This is a genomic window from Salegentibacter sp. (genome assembly GCF_036568425.1).
Classification (GTDB): domain Bacteria; phylum Bacteroidota; class Bacteroidia; order Flavobacteriales; family Flavobacteriaceae; genus Salegentibacter.
The window spans coordinates 21,749-41,470 of sequence record NZ_DATCSO010000027.1; the positions used below are offsets into that span (position 1 = coordinate 21,749).

Below are 19,722 nucleotides of genomic sequence, written 5' to 3' on the forward strand. Positions count from 1 at the left end.
AAAAATAGGATTTATAACAAGAATGAGTAGTTTTAAAATAAGGGAAATTCAACCCGAAGACAACGAACAGGTTGCTAAAGTAGTGCGCAGTGTACTCGTGGAGATGGGTGTGCCTAAAGTGGGTACGGCCTACGAAGATAAAGCCTTGGATGACATGTATGGCACATATGAGCCTTCCAGAATGAAGTATTTTGTTCTCGAAAGTGAAGGAAAAATTATTGGGGGAGCGGGAATAGCTCCCTTAAAAGGCTTGGAGGAAAAGGTTTGTGAATTACAAAAGATGTATTTTCTTCCCGAAGCGCGAGGCAAAGGTCTCGGTTCCCAGATGATGGATACCTGTCTTAAATATGCGGCTTCCCAGGCTTTTGAAAAGTGTTATATTGAAACTCTGCCGTATATGGAAAATGCCAGAAAACTTTACGGGAAAAGCGGTTTTAGGTCTTTGGATGCTCCAATGGGAAATACCGGCCATTATAACTGTACTATGTGGATGATCAAGGAGGTTTAGTCTTAAGCATAAGGCTATCCTAAAGAACAAAATATCAGGAATTTGACCATAACGGAATTAAAAAGATCGTTTCTTGCTGAACTTATCAAAGAATATCCTTGTGAGGAGGCCAATTCATTTTTTGGTTTGTTAACGGAAGCTTACCTTGGAATGAGCAGATTTCAGGTAGCCTTGCAACGCGAAAAAGAAATAAGCGAGACCGATCTCGCCAAATTTAAAAGTGCGAAGCAAAGGCTTTTAGATCAGGAACCTATCCAGCATATTCTTGGTAAGACCGAATTTTTCGGATTACATTTCCAGGTGAGTAAAAAGGTGCTTGTGCCACGTCCCGAAACCGAGGAGCTGGTACAATGGATCCTGGATGATCTGGAATCAGAAAACAAAAAAATACAACTCCTGGATATAGGTGCCGGGAGCGGTTGTATCGCGATTAGCCTGGCTAAAAATCTTCCTGAAGCCGAAATTTTCGCGATGGATATTTCAGCTCAAGCTCTTGAAACAGCTATGCTGAATGCCGAAAATAATAAAGTGGTTATTAATTTTGCTGAAAAGGATGTATTGAAGCTGGAAGAACTCGGGCAGGATTTTAATGTTATCGTATCCAATCCTCCCTATGTGCGGGAATTGGAAAAAGCAGATATGCAGCCCAACGTGCTTAGATATGAACCGGGAACTGCGCTATATGTAAAGGATGATGATCCTCTGGTTTTTTACCGAAAGATCGCAGGCTTGGCACAAAAAGCACTTGTGCCCGGAGGTAAGCTTTATTTTGAAATAAATCAGTATCTGGGGCCCGAAACAGAAAAATTACTGCAGGAGTATGGTTTTAAAACTGAACTCCGAAAAGATATTTACGGAAATTTCAGAATGTTGAAAGGCGTAAAAGAAACCTGAAAATTTTACTGATTTGGAACAAGCCCGGAAAGAAAATACAATGAAAAGCATTGCTGTTTTTTGTGCTAGCAGTGACGGTAATGATCCTCTCATTTCAGATGAATCCTACCGGCTGGGGAAAATTCTAGCCCAGAAAAATATAAACCTGGTTTTTGGTGGCAGCAAACTCGGACTTATGGGAAAAGTTGCCGCCGGAGCACTGGATCATAAAGGAAAGGTGATTGGGGTTATCCCCGATTTTCTCAAAACCAAAGAGGTGGTGCATCCAGGCTTAAGCGAACTTATCACCACCCGCGATATGCACGAGCGCAAACTGAAGATGCACGAACTTAGCGATGGTTTTATAGCCTTGCCCGGTGGCTTCGGAACTTTTGAAGAGTTATTCGAGATCATAACCTGGGGGCAGCTGGGCTTGCATAAAAACCCCATTGGTTTACTCAATATTAATGGCTTTTATGATGAATTAATAGCCATGTTGAAAACCATGGTTCGCAAAGAATTACTTAGAAAAGAGAACTTCGATATATTACTAATCGGTGAGGATACCGAAGAACTTTTGGAGAAAATGCATAATTTTAAACCATTGCCTGTCTCTAAGTGGATAGAAAAAGAGCAGACCTGATTATCTAAAAATACAAAAATGAAAATCCGCAAACTTCAGCTATACTCTTTAAATTTCAGGGAGCAGTTGCATTTCTATCGCAATACCCTGGGTTTGGAGGTCAAACAGAATTCCGAGGGAAATTTTGAAGTGCAAATGGGGTATAGCTTGCTGGAGTTTCAATATAAACAGGACGCTAAACCTTATCATATTGCATTTCATATTCCCGATAATCAGGAAGAAGAGGCTCTTGAATGGGTGAAGGAGCGCATGCCGGTTTTAAAAAATAATAATGAGGAGATTATAGATTTTAGCGCCTGGAATGCAAAATCCTTATACTTCTATGATGCCGATGAGAATATTCTGGAATTCATCTCCCGCAGAGATTTTAATAAACCTCAATCTGCTTTGTTTTCAGAAGAAAGTATTCTGGGCGTTGCTGAGATAGGCATTGGCGCCACCGAGGTTCGGGAAAAGTTCAATTTCCTTAATTCCCATTTTGATTTGGAAAAATATGATGGAGATTTCGAGAAATTCTGCGCTATTGGAGATGATGAAGGTTTATTGATCACTATAGACCGAAATAAAAAAGACTGGTTCCCCAGCGATGATAAAGCTTATGCAGCGGAATTCCGGGTGGAATTCCGCCATAAGCAGAAAGAACACCAATTAGTTTTTGAAAACGATGCTTTAAAGACGCTTTCAGAATAAAAATATTTTAAGATTTTATATGACCACTGAAGAAAAGATTAGGCAGTTACGTGAAGAATTAAATCATCATAATTATCTCTATTATGTGCTGGACAAGCCTGAAATAAGCGATTTTGATTTCGATATGAAACTTAAGGAATTGCAAGAGCTTGAAGAGCATTATCCTGAGTTTGATGACCCCAATTCCCCAACCAGGCGGGTAGGAGGTGCCGTAACTAAAAACTTTGAAACGGTGGCTCACCAGTATCGTATGTATTCCCTCTCCAATTCTTATTCTCAGGAGGAACTGGAAGACTGGGAAAAACGGATAAAAAAACTTGTTGATGGTAAATTACAATATGTTTGTGAACTCAAATATGATGGAGCTTCCATAAGCCTCACTTACCAAGGCGGTAAGTTAAAACGAGCCGTTACCCGAGGGGATGGTTTTCAGGGAGATGATGTGACCAATAATATCAAGACTATCCGGTCTATCCCTCTTAAGCTGAAAGGTGATTATCCCGATGAATTTGATATCCGTGGGGAGATTATCCTGCCATACGAAGGTTTTGCGAAGATGAATGCAGAACGGGTAGAAGCGGGGGAAGTACCCTATGCTAATCCCAGGAATACAGCATCAGGAAGTCTGAAGCTTCAGGACAGTGCAGAGGTGGCAAGAAGACCTCTGGATTGTTTGCTCTATTCGATAGTTGCTGAAAGGATTCCAGCAAAAACGCATTTTGAAACCCTGGAAAAAGCCAGAAGCTGGGGCTTTAAAGTGCCTGGCGAAGCCGAATTGAAAGATAATATGGGAGAGGTGCTGGAATATATCAATTACTGGGATATTCATCGTCATGACCTGCCTTATGAGACCGATGGCGTTGTGGTGAAAGTGAACGATTTACACCAACAGGATGAACTTGGCTATACGGCGAAATCGCCACGCTGGGCTATAGCTTATAAGTTCAAGGCCGAACAGGAAGCGACAAAGCTCAAAAAGATAACCTATCAGGTGGGCCGAACAGGAGCGATCACTCCCGTAGCAAATCTTGAACCCGTTCAACTTGCCGGGACTATCGTAAAACGTGCTTCCCTGCATAATGCCGATCAAATCGCTAAGTTGGATATTCGGGAAGGGGATACGGTTTTCGTGGAAAAAGGAGGGGAGATCATTCCTAAGATCGTGGGGGTTGATTTTACCAAACGTGACCCTGGAACTCCCGAGACAAAATATGCTGAACATTGCCCGGAATGTGGAACAAAGCTAATTAGAAAAGAAGGCGAAGCCCAGCACTATTGTCCGAATTACAATGGCTGTCCACCGCAAATCATCGGGCGTATTCAGCATTATATTTCGCGTAAGGCCATGGATATTGAAGGCCTGGGCGGAGAGACCGTAGCCTTGCTTGTAAATGCTGGTCTCATAGAAAACTATGCCGACCTCTATACCCTGAAAAAAGAGGATATTTTACCTCTTGAACGTATGGCAGAGAAATCGGCAGATAACCTGATAAACGGAATAGAAAAATCTAAGGAAATTCCATTTGAGAGGACTTTGTTCGCCCTTGGAATTAGGTATGTAGGGGAAACCGTAGCTAAAAAGCTTGCGAAACATTATAAAAGCATCGATGCGCTTATGGCTGCTTCAGAAGAAGACCTGGTCGCTATTGACGAAATTGGAGAAAGTATAGCCCGTAGCGTTAGAGAATTTTTTGCTTCAGAAGAAAACAGGGAAATAGTTCAACGCCTAAAAGAATATGGGGTTCAACTGAAGATAAATGCTGAGGTGCTCGCGAATCATACCGATAAACTTGCAGGAAATACCTTTGTGATTTCCGGAGTATTTGAAAAAGTCTCCCGTAATGAACTAAAGAAAATGATAGAAGAGAATGGCGGCAAGGTATCAGGCTCTATTTCAGGGAAAACCGATTACCTGGTGGCCGGAGAAAATATGGGGCCCAGTAAACTCGCTAAAGCCGAAAAACTTGGTACTAATATAATCTCCGAAAATGAGTTTCTGAAGATGTTATCCTGAATCTAAAAGACTACGGTACTCTAAACCTGCCTTGCCGGCTGGCTGATCTGGGTAAGAGCTTCATAGTGCATTAAGGTCTTCTTCTAAACAGCAATTTTCACGCCGTTTGTTTCGATATTGTTTTGGCTGTCCAGGTAGAAATCTATCCTTCCCAGGTACAAACCGTAACAGCCTACCTGGTTGACCAGTACTTTTTTTCCGGCCCGGTTGGTTTCTATAGTAGGTTTCTCTAAAAAAGTATGGGTGTGCCCTCCAATGATTAAGTCTATGTTCTCGGTGGCGCGTGCCAGTTTAAGGTCTGATACCTTATCGTGTTGGTATTCGTACCCTAAATGTGAAAGACAAATTACCAGGTCGCATTTTTTTTCTTCTTTAAGTTTTCTGCTCATATCCTGAGCGATCTCTATGGGATTCAGGTACTGGGTTTCCTTGTATAGCTTTTTAGATACCAGCCCAGCCAATTCCACACCCAATCCAAATATGCCGATCTTAATCCCATCTTTTTTGAATATTTTAAACGGCTGAGTATGACCATCCATCACGGTATTGCTAAAATCGTAATTGGAAGAAATAAAATCGAATTCAGCATGAGGAAGTTGGGCATAGAGCCCCTCTATTCCGTTATCAAAATCGTGGTTTCCAATTGTAGATGCGTCATATTTCATCTTACTCATCAGCTTAAATTCCAGCTCACCTCCGTAAAAATTAAAGTATGGGGTCCCCTGGAAAATATCGCCGGCATCCAGCAGCAGGGTATTGGGATTTTCTTTTCTGATCTTTTCTATTAAAGTAGCTCTCCTTGCCACACCTCCCATATTTGGATTACGCGCATCATCAGGTCCGAAAGGATCAATATGACTGTGTACATCGTTGGTGTGCAGAATCGTGATATGTTTTTTGGGGACCGGGCTCATAGCAAGGCTCGAAAGTCCGCCGAGACCAACAAATGCCGTTGCTGTCGTGGTTTGCTGAATAAAAGTTCTTCTTTTCATTTTATTTATTTTTTAAACCTTCCAAGCTTAAAGACCTTATGGTTTAATTCTTTCTGATGAACCTGTTATCTCTTTCAGTTCTTATTGTGTCAACCTTCTCAAAATAATCGATTATCGCGTTGCGCAGTTTGTAATCTACATTATAGAGAGAAACGGGATCTTTAAAGAAATTCATATTGTCGCCGCCTTGTTGTAAATAATCTGAAGTAGCTACAAAGTAGGTTCTTTCAGTATCTATTTCGTCGCCCTGTATTTTAGCTGAAGTAATCTTGAAATCACTGTCCATTTCAATTTGAACGCCACTCACAGGATGTGCGGTTTTGGCTCGTTCCAGATATTCCAGCATCTCCATAATCTTTTCTCCCGAAAGCTCTGCAATCACAATTTCATTTTCAAAGGGCATCAGTCCATAGGCGCTTCTGGCATTCACCTTTCCTTTATTAAGGCCAGAACGAATTCCGCCTTTGTTTAACAAGACCAAATCGATTTCCTTTCCTGTCCGGCTTTTAAATACGGGGTTAGCCTGTTCCATCACGATGTCGGCCATCATATTGCCTATTGCGGTATTGAGCTCTCCCTCACTCTTATTCATGCTTTTAGGATTATACGCCAGGCTGCTGTCCAGGGTTTTGTTGAGGTGTGCGCGGTAAGGTTGTATAAATTCCTCTAATTCAGCATCCGCTTGCTGATTTGTGTCTATGGCGATTCTTTTTCCCTCTATTTCCGAAAGGCGAAGGTTTTCGGTCTTACAAGAATTCAGCATTAGCAAGCCGAGAGCGAGAAAATAAATATTTTTTAGATTGATCATTTGCTGAAATATTTTCAGCAAAGATAAAGAGTTATTTAAAGTCTAATCCTGAAGAAGAAAATTTATCTCAACCTTTTGAAAGGTGATTTTAATGAATTGTTAGGATAAAGCAGTAGAATAAGCAATAAACACTAAAATTTATTATATTTATCATAATTAAATCATAATGAGATTCCCTATACTTCTTTTTTGCTGCATTTTTCTCCTGGCCATTATTAATATCTATGGAGTGGTCTTCGGGATCCCTGATTTAGTTTTGGGCTCCGGTCTATTGTTTTTTCTGCCCCTCCTGGCATTTTATTATAAAAAACTTAATGCATCAAATTTGAACCTGGTTGCCTTTTGTTGCTTTGCTCTGGTGGGTATTTTTGCCTATAGCCTTGAAGAAAGCTGGTATTATAAAATCACCGGACTTATTTGTTTTATGTCGGCTTATATTTTTCTGGGTCGGGAGGCTTTGCATTATACCAAGAGAGAGCAGGCCAGTAAATATATGCTTGGTTATTTTTTGCTGGTGGTTATGGTGAATTCTTATTTACTTCTGGAGCACCTCTTACAGCTTGAACTTTATATAAACAGCCAGGCTGAGTATTTGCTTTATGTATTTTATTATTTAAACCTGTTGTTATTAGGCGGGGTGGCTCTTGTCTTTTACCTCAATTCCTATTCCCGGAAATCGGTTTATTTTATTACCCTTGTCCTGGCTTTTATTTTCGCTGATGTTTTCAGGGATATGGGAGAATTTTACCTGCAGGACACCGTGGTTGTGGTTTTGGGGAACCTGCTAAGACTAGCTGCTATTCTCTTTGCTTTCCTGTTCTTTGTAACCCCGGAAAAGAAACTCAGGCTTTTACATATGATTTAATCTCCTGCCAGCACCTATTTTCACAAAAAAAATAAAGTTGTTAAAAATGTGGTTTTCCTTAATCCGAAAGACTTTAAAGTATTTCGCTGTGTTTTTAATTATTTACATTTGTGCGTCCAAAAAGAACTGTATTGCTGGAATCTTATAAACTCTACCTTGCTAAGAAAAGACTTAAAGCTTTTACCCCTGGAAAGAATGCTTCAGGGGAGCTAAAAAGTCTGGTTTTGCTCTATGATTCGCCTGACGAGCGATTAATTAAAAACCTGGAGAGCTTGAAAAGCGGGATAGGTGTTCCTGAAGAGGCTTTCCACTCTGTTTTCTGCGGAAGCGGCAACAAAGGAATGAAAGACTCAGTAGGTTTTCAGTTAAAGGATATCGCCTATACCGGAAGGATTAAAAACCAGGCTCTAATGGAGGTTATTCAGTCTGGCCCCGATCTTGTGATAAGCTATACTGAAAAAAATAATCGGAGGGCTTTATTTCTACGGGAAGTGATTCCGGCTCCTGTAAAAGCCGGGAGATTTGAAGAAAAAGAGGTTAACCTTAGCATAAACGATGGGAAGGAACCTGGGGTCTTTACGGAAGAGTTGATCAAATATTTAAAAATTTTAAAAGGAGAGTAAATAGAAATGAAAGAGTTTGTTGGTACAGGGGTAGCACTAATCACCCCTTTCAGGGAAGATTTTTCAGTTGATGTGGAAGCCCTGGAAAACCTGGTCGAAAATCAGATTGAAAATAATATAAATTACCTGGTTGTTCTTGGAACAACCGCAGAGAGTGCGTGCCTCACTAAAGAAGAAAAAGAGCTTATAAAAGCTACGGTTGTTAAAAAAAATAATGGCCGTCTTCCCCTGGTCCTGGGAGCGGGAGGAAATAACACTGCCGCCCTTGCAGACGAACTAAAAACGGGAAATCTTGAAGGTTTTTCAGCTATTTTATCGGTTTCGCCTTTTTATAATAAGCCAACTCAGGAAGGTATATATCAGCATTTTAAGACCATAGCAGAAGCTTCACCCGTGCCTGTTATTTTATATAATGTGCCTGGCAGAACTGCCTCGAATGTTTTGCCTCAAACTGTAAACCGAATTGCTCGCGATTTTCCAAATGTGATAGGGATTAAAGAAGCGGCCGGAGATATGGTACAGGCAATGAAACTTATCTCGTTGGTTCCTGAAGATTTTCTCGTAATATCAGGAGATGATATGATTACCCTGCCTATGGTTTTGGCCGGAGGAAAAGGAGTGATCTCGGTGATTGGACAGGGCTTTCCGAAAGAATTTTCAGAAATGCTTTCCCTCGGCCTGGCCGGAAAAGCAAAGGAAGCCTATAAGATACATTATAAAATCGCACCTTCAATAGATATGATTTTTGCTGAAGGCAACCCTTCCGGGATCAAAGCTTTACTTCATAAAAAGGAGCTTTGTCAAAATGTATTGCGACTTCCAATTGTAAAAGCTACAGCTGCTTTAACAAAACAGATAAACGATTTTGTAGATAACTTTTAATATAAGCCCTAACCCCCGTTTCTATAGCGGGGGTTGTTACTCTTAGACTTCATCCGGCTTTCATTGGGTTTAAGTTTTTGTAGGAATTACAATAAAACTCCTGTTTTAGGGTTAATGCAGTGCGATTGAAAGTTTTTTTATACTCAGGAAAAAATGTACTTTTGCCAGATGTTTTTACAAAGAATGAAAAAAGCCTTTTTATTACTCAGTGTATTATTGTTAAGTGTCTCTTGTAGCGAGTATCAAAAACTCCTGAAGAGTGAGGACACCGGCGAGAAATATACTACTGCCGAACAGCTTTATAATGAAGCTAAAGAAGAAGAAGATAAATCTAAGTTTAGGAAGGCCCTTCGTCTTTTTGAACAAATAGTACCTAAATACAGAGGTAAGCCGCAAGGAGAAAAATTAAGTTTCCTATTTGCTGATACCTACTACCAGTTGGGTGATTTTTATCTGTCTTCCTATCAGTTTGAGCGTTTTCAGCAGTCTTATCCAAATTCTGAGAAGCTGCAGGAGGCCGCTTTCAAGAAAGCTGCGAGTTATTACGAGCTTTCCCCACGCTATGATCTGGATCAAACCGATACCCGGAAGGCTATTACCGAACTTCAGGCTTATTTAAATACTTTCCCAGAGGGTGAATATGCTACCCGTGCCAATGAACTGGCAACAGAATTAAGAATCAAACTGGAGAAAAAGGCCTTTGAAATTGCAAAACAATACCATACCACAGGTCTTGCCCGTGCAGGTAATTTTAGAGCGGCTATCACCTCCTTTGATAATTTCATCAAAGAGTATCCGGGATCTCCATTTAGAGAAGCGGCTTTCTATTACAGGTTTGATGCGGCTTACCAACTGGCAATAAACAGTTTTGCCAGTCTTATGGAAGAGCGCTTGGAAGAAGCAAAAACGTATTATGAGGCATACGTGAAGCGATATCCGGAAGGGGAATACCTTTCTTCGATGAACGCTTCCTTAGAAGATATTGAAACGAGGTTACAAAATTTATAATTAGCAAGAAAGTATGATGGATATTAAGAAATCTGACGCCCCGGTGAACACTACCACTATCGACAAGAACTTGGTAGATGCACCCACAAATAACATTTATGAGGCTATTTCTGTAGTGGCGAAACGCGCTAACCAGATCAATGCTGAAATCAAAAAGGAATTGCTTGAGAAGCTGGACGAATTTGCCACTTACAACGATAGCCTTGATGAGATTTTTGAGAACAAAGAGCAGATAGAAGTTTCTAAGTTTTACGAAAAACTTCCTAAACCACATTCTTTAGCAATCCAGGAGTGGTTAGATGACAAAATCTACTACCGCAATACCAAGGAATCTGAAGAAGCATAATCTGGTATTATGTCCGTGCTAAAAGGTAAAAACGTACTCTTAGGCGTTACTGGTGGTATTGCTGCCTATAAAACGGCCTTTTTAGTAAGACTGCTTATTAAAGCCGGTGCCCACATAAAAGTGGTGATGACACCGGCCTCTAAAGAATTTGTTACTCCGCTAACACTTTCCACACTTTCAAAAAATGAAGTCTTTTCATCTTTTACCAATGAAGAAGATGAAAATGCTGTTTGGAACAATCACGTAGAACTCGGCCTTTGGGCCGATTTTATGATTGTAGCCCCTGCCTCGGCCAATACATTGGCCAAGATGGCTTCAGGCACCGCCGATAATTTATTGCTTGCCGTATATCTTTCAGCTAAATGCCCGGTGTTTTTCGCTCCGGCTATGGATCTGGATATGTACCGGCATCCGTCTACCAATAACAGCTTTGATCAACTTAAGGAATACGGGAATATTATGATCCCGGCAGGCACAGGTGAACTCGCCAGCGGACTCCACGGGGAAGGCCGGATGGCTGAACCCGAAGATATTCTTGAGTTTTTGGAGCAGCACTTTTCAGCGGAACTTCCATTAAGGGATAAAACCATATTAATTACAGCCGGGCCAACTTATGAAGCCATTGATCCCGTTCGTTTTATCGGGAATCATTCCAGTGGAAAAATGGGCTTTGCTCTGGCTGAAACCGCTGCCGCTTTGGGAGCCGATGTTATCCTGGTTACCGGTCCCACCCATTTGGAGATCAGTGAACCAAATTTGAAGTTAATCAGAGTGGTAAGTAACGAGGAAATGTATGCCGAGGTAAATAAATACTTTGCTGAAGCCGATGTGGTGATCGCCGCTGCCGCAGTGTCCGATTACAAGCCAAAACAAGTCGCTTCGCAAAAGATCAAGAAAAACGACAATAAGCTTACTTTGGAACTCGAAAAAACCCGTGATATTCTTGCCTCCCTGGGGAAAAATAAAAGTGAACAACTTCTGGTAGGTTTTGCCCTGGAGACTAACGATGAACTTGAAAATGCCCGCGGAAAACTGAAGCGGAAAAACCTTGATTTCATCGTTTTGAATTCCTTGCAGGACAAGGGAGCTGGTTTTCAGAAAGACACCAATAAGATTACTATCGTATATCCAGATTCGGTTAAAGAATTTGATTTGAAACCAAAATCGGAAGTAGCGAAGGATATATTAAATGAAATCGTAACTTTGATAAATGCGTAACTTCCTCCTGATTATTTTGATGTTTTTCAGTCTGAGTCAAATAAACGCCCAGGAACTCAATTGTCAGGTGGTTTTGAATACCGAACAAACCGGCCAAAGCAATCTTTCGGTTTTTCGTACCTTGGAACGCGCTCTCACCGAATTCGTTAACCAAAACAGCTGGACCGATAAGGAATTTTTGCCGCATGAGCGCATTAACTGTAGTATGTTTATAACCCTAAACAGCTTTGAGGGAGAATCTTTTTCAGGCACCATCCAGGTGCAGTCATCCCGTCCCGTTTACGGAAGTACAATGGTGAGTCCTGTCTTTAATTTTAACGATGAACAATTCGGGTTTAATTACCGGGAATACGAACCCTTAAATTATAACCAGAACTCTTACAGCTCCAATCTTGTTTCCGTGGTGAGCTTTTATGTCTATACCATCTTAGGCCTGGATGCCGATACTTTTTCTCCTGAAGGCGGCACCCAATATTATCAGGAGGCCAACAGGATAGTCACAACCGCACAGCAGGGTGGAAGGCAGGGCTGGAGTGGGGCCGATGGGAATAGCTCCCGTTATCGCCTGAATACCGATCTTCTTTCAAATACCTTTGCTGAATACCGTACGGCACTTTACCAATACCACCGCCTCGGACTGGATGAAATGCACCGCGACCAGGAAAAAGGCAAGATGGCAATTGCCGATGCACTGGAAAAACTTGAAATCATGAACCGTCGTCGTGCTAATTCACTCCTGCTTCGTACTTTTTTCGATTCCAAAGCCGATGAGATCTCGCAAATCTTTAGTGGAGGTCCTGCTATAAACCGGCCTGGTTTAACCCAAACCTTAAACAATATCGCCCCGCGTTATTCCCGTAACTGGCGAAACCTGCAATAATAATTTTCCCGGTTGATTGGGAAATAATTCTCACGTATATTTAGCACAAATTCTAAGAACTTGCTTACTGCACTATCCATAAAAAATTACGCCCTTATTGAAGATATAAATATCAAACTTCAGCAAGGCTTTACTATCATTACCGGAGAAACCGGTGCCGGAAAATCAATTATGCTTGGGGCTCTTGGTCTCTTGCTTGGCGATCGCGCCGATTATAGTTCTATTCGGGATAGCGCTAAAAAGTGTGTTATCGAAGGGACTTTTAATATTGGTAATTACAATTTAGAAGACTTCTTTTTTAAGGAAGACCTGGACTTTGAAACCCAAACTATTATTCGAAGGGAGATTTTGCCTTCCGGGAAATCCCGTGCTTTTGTAAACGATACCCCTGTGAAACTTTCTTCTCTTAATAAATTGGGAGGATTTCTTATAGATGTTCATAGTCAGCATGAAACGCTTAGCCTGGGGAATAATGAATATCAATTTCAGGTAATAGACACTATTGCCGGGAATGAGGCCCTGTTGCTTGATTACCGCAACCGCTTCAGGGAATTTAAAAAACTTAACCGCAGGCTGGAAGAGCTCAAAGAAGAGCAGGCCCAGGCTGCCCGCGAATATGACTATAACCTGTTTCTGCTCAATGAGCTTGAGGAAGCTAAACTCGAGCCCGGGATGCTGGAAGCCCTGGAAAGCCGTTATGAGGAATTGAATAATGTAGAAGAGCTTACCGAAAAACTTGGTTCGGCGGTAGATCTTATAGGCCGGGAAGACATCGGTAGCCTGGAAACCCTGAAAGAGGTGCGGGCAGGCTTGTCTAAAATCGCAGGTTTTTCAGCTACTTATGAAAGTTTGAATGAGCGCGTGGAAAGCATTATCATTGAACTGGATGATATCTCCCAGGAACTTTCAGATGCACTTGAGAGGGTAGAAGCTAACCCGGAAGAGCTGGAAGCAACAAATCAAAAACTTCAGCTTATCTATAATCTTCAGAAGAAACATTCTGCAGAGAATATTGAAGAATTACTGGAAATTAAGAATCAGCTTCAGGAAAAAGTTTCGGTAAGTGAGAATGCCGAAGCCTCCTTGCTGGAAGCTGAAAAGGCCATTTCAGAAGCGAAAAACAGCCTTGTTGAGGTTTCAGCAAAGATCCACCAGAATCGCAAGAAGATCATTCCGGTATTTATCAAACAAACCGAAGAAATTCTTGCCGGTTTGGGCATGCCTAATGCCCGCCTTAAGATTGAACTCAAACCACAACAGGAACTTCTTCCTAACGGGCAGGACCAGTTATTCTGGTATCTTGCCGCCAATAAAGGCGGAGACTTCAAGGAGATGAAAAAAGCTGCTTCTGGTGGGGAATTATCCCGTATTATGCTGGCGGTGAAGAGTATTCTGGCTGCGCAAAGCAGTTTGCCCACCATTATTTTTGATGAGATTGATACTGGGGTTTCCGGGGATATCGCGCAAAAAATGGGGGAGATCCTGAAGCGGATGGGAGAATCTATGCAGGTGATCGCGATCACCCACCTTCCGCAGATAGCCGGAAAGGGTAACAGTCACTTTAAGATTTTTAAAGAAGAATCGGCACAAATAACAACCACCAAGATATCTGAACTTGAGCAAAATGAACGCATAGAAGAACTTGCGATGATGCTTGGCGGGAATAATATTAGTGAATCGGCCATGGCACACGCCCGGGCTTTGTTGAATTAGAAAACTAACCGGTTGAGCCTCTGAAGGGAATTTTACTATCTTTACCGGCTCAACAATCCATAAAAACCAAAACCATGTCATACAACCTGCTAAAAGGGAAAAGAGGAATTATTTTCGGGGCTTTAGATGAAAATTCCATCGCCTGGAAAACAGCTGAACGGGTAAATGAAGAAGGCGGAAAATTTGTACTCACTAACGCGCCTATAGCCATGCGAATGGGAAACATTCAGCAACTTGCCGAAAAAACCGGTTCTGAGATTATTCCTGCCGATGCCACAAAAGTAGAAGATCTTGAAAACCTTGTTGAAAAAGCGATGGAGATTCTTGGAGGAAAAATCGATTTCGTCTTGCATTCCATCGGAATGTCGGTGAATGTGAGAAAAGGAAATCATTATACCGATATGAATTACGATTTCACCACTAAGGGTTGGGATGTTTCTGCGGTTTCTTTCCACAAGACAATGCAGGTTCTATACAAAAAAGAAGCGATGAACGAGTGGGGAAGTATTGTAGCCCTTAGCTATATGGCCGCCCAGCGCGTGTTCCCTGATTATAACGATATGGCAGATAACAAGGCTTATCTGGAGTCTATAGCCCGTAGTTTCGGGTATTTCTTCGGAACAAATCAAAAGGTAAGGGTGAACACCATATCACAATCCCCAACACCAACCACTGCCGGTACCGGGGTGAAAGGTTTCGACGGTTTTATTGCCTATGCCGATAAGATGTCGCCGCTTGGGAATGCCACAGCTCTTGAATGTGCCGATTATACCCTTACACTTTTCTCTGACCTTACGAAAAAAGTGACCCTTCAGAATCTTTATCACGATGGTGGTTTCTCCAATATGGGAGTTAGCCAGGAAGTGATGGATACTTTTATGAAAGACCAGGAATAATATTCTTACCTGATAAAGGGCTGTGAGAAAAAATGCAAAATTGTTTTTTCTGGCAGCCCTTTTCTTTTAGTACCTTTATAAGATGAAATTGGAATATTCGTTTATCATTCCTGTCTACAACCGGCCCGGGGAAATCAGGGAGTTGTTGCAGAGTATGCTGGCTCTGGATTTCACAAGGCCTTTTGAAATTGTGATAGTAGAAGACGGTTCCTCCAAATCTTCTGAAGAGATTATTAAAGAGTTTCAGCAGCAACTTAATATTAGCTATTATTATAAAAAAAATACAGGACCCGGCCATTCCCGTAATTATGGGATGCGTTATGCCAAAGGGGATTACTTTATAATTCTGGATTCTGATGTTTTACTCCCTCCTGATTATTTAAAGTATATAGACGGCTTTCTTACCCATACGTACTGCGATTGCTTTGGCGGGCCAGATGCTGCACACCCCTCTTTTAGCAACACCCAAAAGGCTATAGATTATGCGATGACCTCTTTTTTAAGTACTGGCGGCATACGCGGCAAAAAATCGTCGGTAAATAAATTTGAACCCCGCAGTTTTAACATGGGGATTTCCCGAAAAGCATTTGAAGCAACAGGCGGTTTTGGCCTTATCCACCCCGGAGAGGACCCCGATCTTTCTCTTAGGCTTCAGAAAGAAGGTTATCAAACCTGCCTTATCCCCGATGCTAAAGTTTTTCACAAGCGCCGTATCGACTGGAATAAATTCTATCACCAGGTTGAAAAATTTGGAATGGTGCGGCCCATCCTTAATTCCTGGCATCCCGGTTCGGGCAAAATTACCTATTGGTTTCCTACGCTCTTTACTGCCGGGTTTATTTTGTCAATTCTGCTGCTCAGTACCGGCTTTTGGTGGTTTTTTGGACTCTACCTAATTTATTTTATCCTGGTGTTTCTCGATTCGGCTATTAAGAACAAAAGTGTTAGCATTGGATTGTTTTCGGTCTATGCTGTCCTGGTGCAATTTGTTGGTTATGGATATGGTTTTTTTAAATCTGTATGGCAGCTTAAGGTCCTGAAAAAGAATCCTGAAATTGCTTTTCCAAACTTATTCTTTAAACATGCGTAAAACCACGATTAAAACCCCTGACTTTTTAAAGAAATCCAATTTGCAAACCTTTGGGTTCTTTCTCCTTTTTGCTGCTCTGGTATGGGTTCTGGTTCAGCTGTCAAAAGATTACACCCAGGTGATGCCTATACCTTTGGAATATGTAAACCCCCCAATGGATAAAAGTATCGCTGAAGAGAAACCGGCTTATGCAGAGATAAGGATGCAGGATAAAGGATTTAGTATTCTGTATTTTCAATTATTCACACCTGAACTTCAAATCGACCTGGAAAAAGCCCGGGAGGAAGACGGTCAATTGATTTATTCTTTCGAAGATAATAGAGAGGATATTGCCCGGCAACTCGATATTGATTTTGAGGAAACCCGATTCCTTCTTGAAGAGTTAATTATAGATTTTCAACCTAAAAAGCTGAAACGACTTAAAGTGGTTCCAAGATTAAATCTTTCATATGCCGTTGGTTACTCGGCAAATGAAGAGATTCGGTTAAATCCCGATTCTATTAATGTTAGTGGCCCGGCGTCTATTATTGATACCCTAAGCGAAATCAAAACATTTCCGCTTGAAAAAAGCGATATCAACGATGATATTATGGGAGAAATCACCATAGATACCACGGGCCTTGGGATGCTAAGTTTTTATCAAACTGAAGTAACCTATAATTTGGAAGTGGAAAAATTTACCGAAGGCCAGGTTCAGGTGCCGGTTGAGGTGCAAAACGTTCCCGAAGGTGTTAATCTGAATATTTTTCCGCAGGAAGTGAAATTGTTTTTCCAGGTAAACCTTAAGCAATACCACCTGGTTCATCCTGAAGATTTCTCAGTTGTTTGTGATTTTGAAGATATCACCGAAGGTCAGGATTACTTACTGGCCGAGCTGGTTAGAAAACCGGATTTTGTTACTAATATCCGGCTTAGTGAACGGAAGATCCAGTTTATCATAAAACGATGATGATAGTAGGCTTAACAGGAGGGATAGGAAGTGGGAAAACCACCGTGGCTAATTTCTTCAGGGAACTTGGCATCCCGGTTTATATCGCCGACGAGGCCGGGAAACGCCTGATGCTTTCTTCCAAAGAAATTAAAGATGCAGTGCAGGAGCTTTTTGGAGAAAAAGCATATTCCGGTAATGAGCCAGACAGAAAATATATCGCTTCCCGGGTGTTTAAGGATTCAGGAAAACTGGAGGCTTTAAATAAAATAATTCATCCTGCCGTGGCTGCCGATTTTCAAAGCTGGCTCACCAGACAAAAAGCCCCCTACATAATCTATGAGGCAGCTATCCTTTTTGAATCCGGAGGTGATGAAAAATGCGATTATACTATTCTGGTGACCGCTCCCCACGATGAGAAGATAAAGAGATTGCGGTTTCGTGATAATACAGAAATAGAAGAAATAGAAGCGCGAATGGACAATCAGTGGTCTGATGAAAAAAAGTTAGAACTTGCCGATTTCCGGATCCAAAATACCGATCTAGCCCTTACAAAATCACAGGTTGAAGAATTGAATGAGATTCTCTTAAAATCCCGTAAAAAATGAAAAAAGTTTTGTTAACATTTGGTTAAACCACTTAAGCTCTAAATGTTAAAATCTTACTTTTGGGGGCATGAATAAAAAGCTTTTCTTCATCCTGGTTGTCTTAATGAGCCTTTCACTTATTGGGATTATTTTCGTCCAGGGATATTGGATTAAGGGTGCGGTTGATGATAAGGAAGAACAGTTTTCTTATAATGCAAAACAGGTGCTGATTAAAGTCTCTAACCAGATACAAAACAAGGAGTTAGAAGAATATTATATAAGATTTATTGATGCCGATACCACCAACTCTAAGTTGGAAGAATCTAAACTCACCGAATATTCCTATACCAGCGAAAATAAGTTACGCAATCAATCGCTCTTTCATACGGAATCTATCCTTGAAGAAGATTATAAGGTTTCTTCAGGCTTTTTAAGTGCGGCCAACGATAGTATCCCTTTCACTAAACTTATTAATAAACGGGTTACCAATATCGTGTCCCGGCGAAACCTTGATGCCAACAATACTTTAAGTGCCAGGCAACAAATATCCCGTATGATGAGGATGGATCAGGTAGAGAAAGATATTCTGAAAAGCAGTATTGCCGAATATACCAGTAAACTTCCGCTGCATAATCGGGTTAGCGATGAGGAAATTAAAAAACTCCTTACCAAAGAACTCAAAAACCGTGATCTTGATACCGATTTCGAATATGGTGTTTACAGCAATTCAATTGCGACCAACCTTCATTCTGAAAATTTTAGTTTAAATCATCCGGCTACTTACGGAGTACCTCTTTTTGTAGATAATACAGGGAACAGCAATTACCAATTGCTGGTTAATCTTCCCGGAAAGAAAAAAGTTGTGCTTTCTTCAGTGGTATTGATGGCCGCTCTATCTATTATATTTACGCTTATTATCGTAATCGCGTATTCCAGCGCTTTGTCTCAATTGATAAAACAACGGCAGATTTCCCAGATCAAAACCGATTTTATCAATAATATGACCCACGAATTCAAAACCCCAATTGCCACTATCAACCTGGCATTGGACGCCATAAAGAATCCCAAGATCAAGAATGATAATGAAAAAATCAGTCGTTACCTGCAAATGATAAGGGATGAGAATAAGCGCATGCACGGGCAGGTGGAGAACGTGTTACGAATCTCTAAGCTCGAAAAAAACGAACTCGATCTTAAAAAGGAAAGAATACAGTTGCACGACCTGGTGGAAGAAGCCATTACCCACGTACAACTGCTAATAGAAGACCGTGGTGGCTATGTGAAAACACACTTCGCAGCCTTGAGATCTTCTATCCTGGCCAATCCCGATCACTTTACCAATGTGGTGGTGAATATTCTGGATAATGCCGTTAAGTATTCGCCAGAAGAGCCTAAGATAGATATCTATACTGAAAATGTAAAGAACTATATCATCCTGAAGATCCGGGACCAGGGGGCCGGGATGAGTAAGATCGTTCAGAAGAAAATATTTGAAAAATTTTATCGCGAACATACCGGTGATATTCACAATGTAAAAGGCCACGGCTTAGGTCTGGCTTATACTAAACGCATCGTGGAAGACCATCACGGAGAGATCACCGTAGAGAGCGAGAAAGGAAAAGGAAGTACCTTTATAATTAAATTACCACTAATATCTTAATATATGGAAACTGAAAACAAAAAAATCCTGTTAGTAGAAGACGATCCGAACTTCGGAACTGTCCTTAAAGATTACCTGGCGATGAACGACTATGAGGTCACTCACGCCAAAAACGGAATGGAAGGCTTTGAGAAATTCAAGAAAGACGATTTCGACCTTTGTATTCTTGATGTGATGATGCCCTATAAAGACGGGTTTACCCTGGCAAAGGAAATTCGCGAAAAGAATGAAGAAATTCCAATTATCTTCCTTACTGCCAAAGCGATGAAGGAAGATGTACTTAAAGGCTATAAAGTAGGAGCCGACGATTATCTGAATAAGCCTTTTGATTCTGAAGTTCTGCTTATGAAGATCAAGGCTATTATGCAGCGCAAGGCTACCGATAGCGTTGCCGATAGCAAGCAGTTTGAATTTGAAATCGGTGACTTCCACCTGAATTCAAAACTAAGGTTCCTTACCTTTAGAGATGAAGAACCTCAAAAACTATCTCCAAAAGAA

At 41.2% G+C, this 19,722-nt stretch carries 21 protein-coding genes; 19 read left to right on the plus strand and 2 right to left on the minus strand.

What is annotated here, in order from left to right; translation table 11 throughout:
• The first annotated feature begins 22 nt into the window (after window positions 1–22).
• From VIM94_RS03100 to ligA, 5 genes are read left to right on the plus strand one after another with little or no spacing between them, the layout of a single operon-like run.
• The gene (locus VIM94_RS03100) at window positions 23–508 is read left to right on the plus strand and encodes a GNAT family N-acetyltransferase (protein ID WP_332037829.1); all 486 of its coding nucleotides are present in this window, start codon (window positions 23–25) and stop codon (window positions 506–508) included.
• A 42-nt stretch (window positions 509–550) separates the two neighbouring features.
• Window positions 551–1,402 carry a peptide chain release factor N(5)-glutamine methyltransferase gene (prmC, locus tag VIM94_RS03105; RefSeq protein WP_332037830.1) on the plus strand — a complete coding sequence of 284 codons (852 nt, stop codon included), beginning with the start codon at window positions 551–553 and terminating at the stop codon, window positions 1,400–1,402.
• 40 nt (window positions 1,403–1,442) lie between these two features.
• Complete coding sequence (locus tag VIM94_RS03110; RefSeq protein WP_332037831.1) at window positions 1,443–2,024, plus strand: TIGR00730 family Rossman fold protein; 582 nt, start codon at window positions 1,443–1,445, stop codon at window positions 2,022–2,024.
• Between the two features lie 18 nt (window positions 2,025–2,042).
• Window positions 2,043–2,714, plus strand: a complete 672-nt coding sequence (locus VIM94_RS03115; protein ID WP_332037832.1) for a VOC family protein — start codon at window positions 2,043–2,045, stop codon at window positions 2,712–2,714.
• A gap of 19 nt (window positions 2,715–2,733) precedes the next feature.
• Window positions 2,734–4,728 carry an NAD-dependent DNA ligase LigA gene (gene ligA / locus VIM94_RS03120; protein ID WP_332037833.1) on the plus strand — a complete coding sequence of 665 codons (1,995 nt, stop codon included), beginning with the start codon at window positions 2,734–2,736 and terminating at the stop codon, window positions 4,726–4,728.
• Window positions 4,729–4,811: 83 nt separating this feature from the next.
• Here the strand turns inward: ligA and VIM94_RS03125 are convergent, their stop codons facing one another.
• Window positions 4,812–5,720, minus strand: coding sequence for a metallophosphatase (locus VIM94_RS03125; RefSeq protein WP_332037834.1), 909 nt, complete (start codon window positions 5,718–5,720; stop codon window positions 4,812–4,814).
• A 43-nt stretch (window positions 5,721–5,763) separates the two neighbouring features.
• Entirely contained in the window at window positions 5,764–6,528 is a 765-nt protein-coding gene (locus VIM94_RS03130) for a 5'-nucleotidase (RefSeq protein WP_332037835.1), read from the minus strand.
• 166 nt (window positions 6,529–6,694) lie between these two features.
• Here VIM94_RS03130 and VIM94_RS03135 point away from each other — a divergent pair, with 166 nt between their 5' ends.
• The 14 genes from VIM94_RS03135 to VIM94_RS03200 all read left to right on the plus strand — a co-directional run.
• Window positions 6,695–7,393 (plus strand): hypothetical protein, encoded by a 699-nt coding sequence (locus tag VIM94_RS03135; protein ID WP_332037836.1) that lies wholly within the window; start codon window positions 6,695–6,697, stop codon window positions 7,391–7,393.
• A gap of 110 nt (window positions 7,394–7,503) precedes the next feature.
• Window positions 7,504–8,016, plus strand: a complete 513-nt coding sequence (locus tag VIM94_RS03140; protein ID WP_332037837.1) for a DUF6913 domain-containing protein — start codon at window positions 7,504–7,506, stop codon at window positions 8,014–8,016.
• Window positions 8,017–8,022: 6 nt separating this feature from the next.
• Entirely contained in the window at window positions 8,023–8,898 is an 876-nt protein-coding gene (dapA, locus tag VIM94_RS03145; RefSeq protein ID WP_332037838.1) for a 4-hydroxy-tetrahydrodipicolinate synthase, read from the plus strand.
• Window positions 8,899–9,081: 183 nt separating this feature from the next.
• Window positions 9,082–9,906 (plus strand): outer membrane protein assembly factor BamD, encoded by an 825-nt coding sequence (locus tag VIM94_RS03150; RefSeq protein ID WP_332037839.1) that lies wholly within the window; start codon window positions 9,082–9,084, stop codon window positions 9,904–9,906.
• Between the two features lie 16 nt (window positions 9,907–9,922).
• Window positions 9,923–10,252 (plus strand): DNA-directed RNA polymerase subunit omega, encoded by a 330-nt coding sequence (locus VIM94_RS03155; protein ID WP_332037849.1) that lies wholly within the window; start codon window positions 9,923–9,925, stop codon window positions 10,250–10,252.
• A gap of 9 nt (window positions 10,253–10,261) precedes the next feature.
• On the plus strand, window positions 10,262–11,470 hold the full coding sequence (gene coaBC / locus VIM94_RS03160; protein WP_332037840.1) for a bifunctional phosphopantothenoylcysteine decarboxylase/phosphopantothenate--cysteine ligase CoaBC: 1,209 nt from the start codon (window positions 10,262–10,264) through the stop codon (window positions 11,468–11,470).
• Window positions 11,463–12,350, plus strand: coding sequence for a DUF4835 family protein (locus VIM94_RS03165; protein ID WP_332037841.1), 888 nt, complete (start codon window positions 11,463–11,465; stop codon window positions 12,348–12,350). Before coaBC ends, VIM94_RS03165 begins: the two co-directional genes overlap by 8 nt.
• A 60-nt stretch (window positions 12,351–12,410) precedes the next feature.
• The gene (gene recN, locus VIM94_RS03170) at window positions 12,411–14,063 is read left to right on the plus strand and encodes a DNA repair protein RecN (protein WP_332037842.1); all 1,653 of its coding nucleotides are present in this window, start codon (window positions 12,411–12,413) and stop codon (window positions 14,061–14,063) included.
• Between the two features lie 74 nt (window positions 14,064–14,137).
• On the plus strand, window positions 14,138–14,959 hold the full coding sequence (locus VIM94_RS03175) for an enoyl-ACP reductase FabI (RefSeq protein WP_332037843.1): 822 nt from the start codon (window positions 14,138–14,140) through the stop codon (window positions 14,957–14,959).
• Between the two features lie 82 nt (window positions 14,960–15,041).
• Complete coding sequence (locus tag VIM94_RS03180; protein ID WP_332037844.1) at window positions 15,042–16,049, plus strand: glycosyltransferase; 1,008 nt, start codon at window positions 15,042–15,044, stop codon at window positions 16,047–16,049.
• Complete coding sequence (locus VIM94_RS03185) at window positions 16,042–16,998, plus strand: YbbR-like domain-containing protein (protein ID WP_332037845.1); 957 nt, start codon at window positions 16,042–16,044, stop codon at window positions 16,996–16,998. The genes VIM94_RS03180 and VIM94_RS03185 overlap by 8 nt, the downstream gene beginning before the upstream one ends.
• A complete protein-coding gene (coaE, locus tag VIM94_RS03190; protein ID WP_332037846.1) occupies window positions 16,995–17,585 on the plus strand; it encodes a dephospho-CoA kinase in 591 nt (196 codons plus the stop codon). Before VIM94_RS03185 ends, coaE begins: the two co-directional genes overlap by 4 nt.
• A 67-nt stretch (window positions 17,586–17,652) precedes the next feature.
• Entirely contained in the window at window positions 17,653–19,224 is a 1,572-nt protein-coding gene (locus VIM94_RS03195; protein ID WP_332037847.1) for a HAMP domain-containing sensor histidine kinase, read from the plus strand.
• A 3-nt stretch (window positions 19,225–19,227) separates the two neighbouring features.
• Window positions 19,228–19,722: response regulator transcription factor (locus VIM94_RS03200; protein WP_332037848.1), on the plus strand; the 495-nt coding region annotated here is incomplete at its 3' end.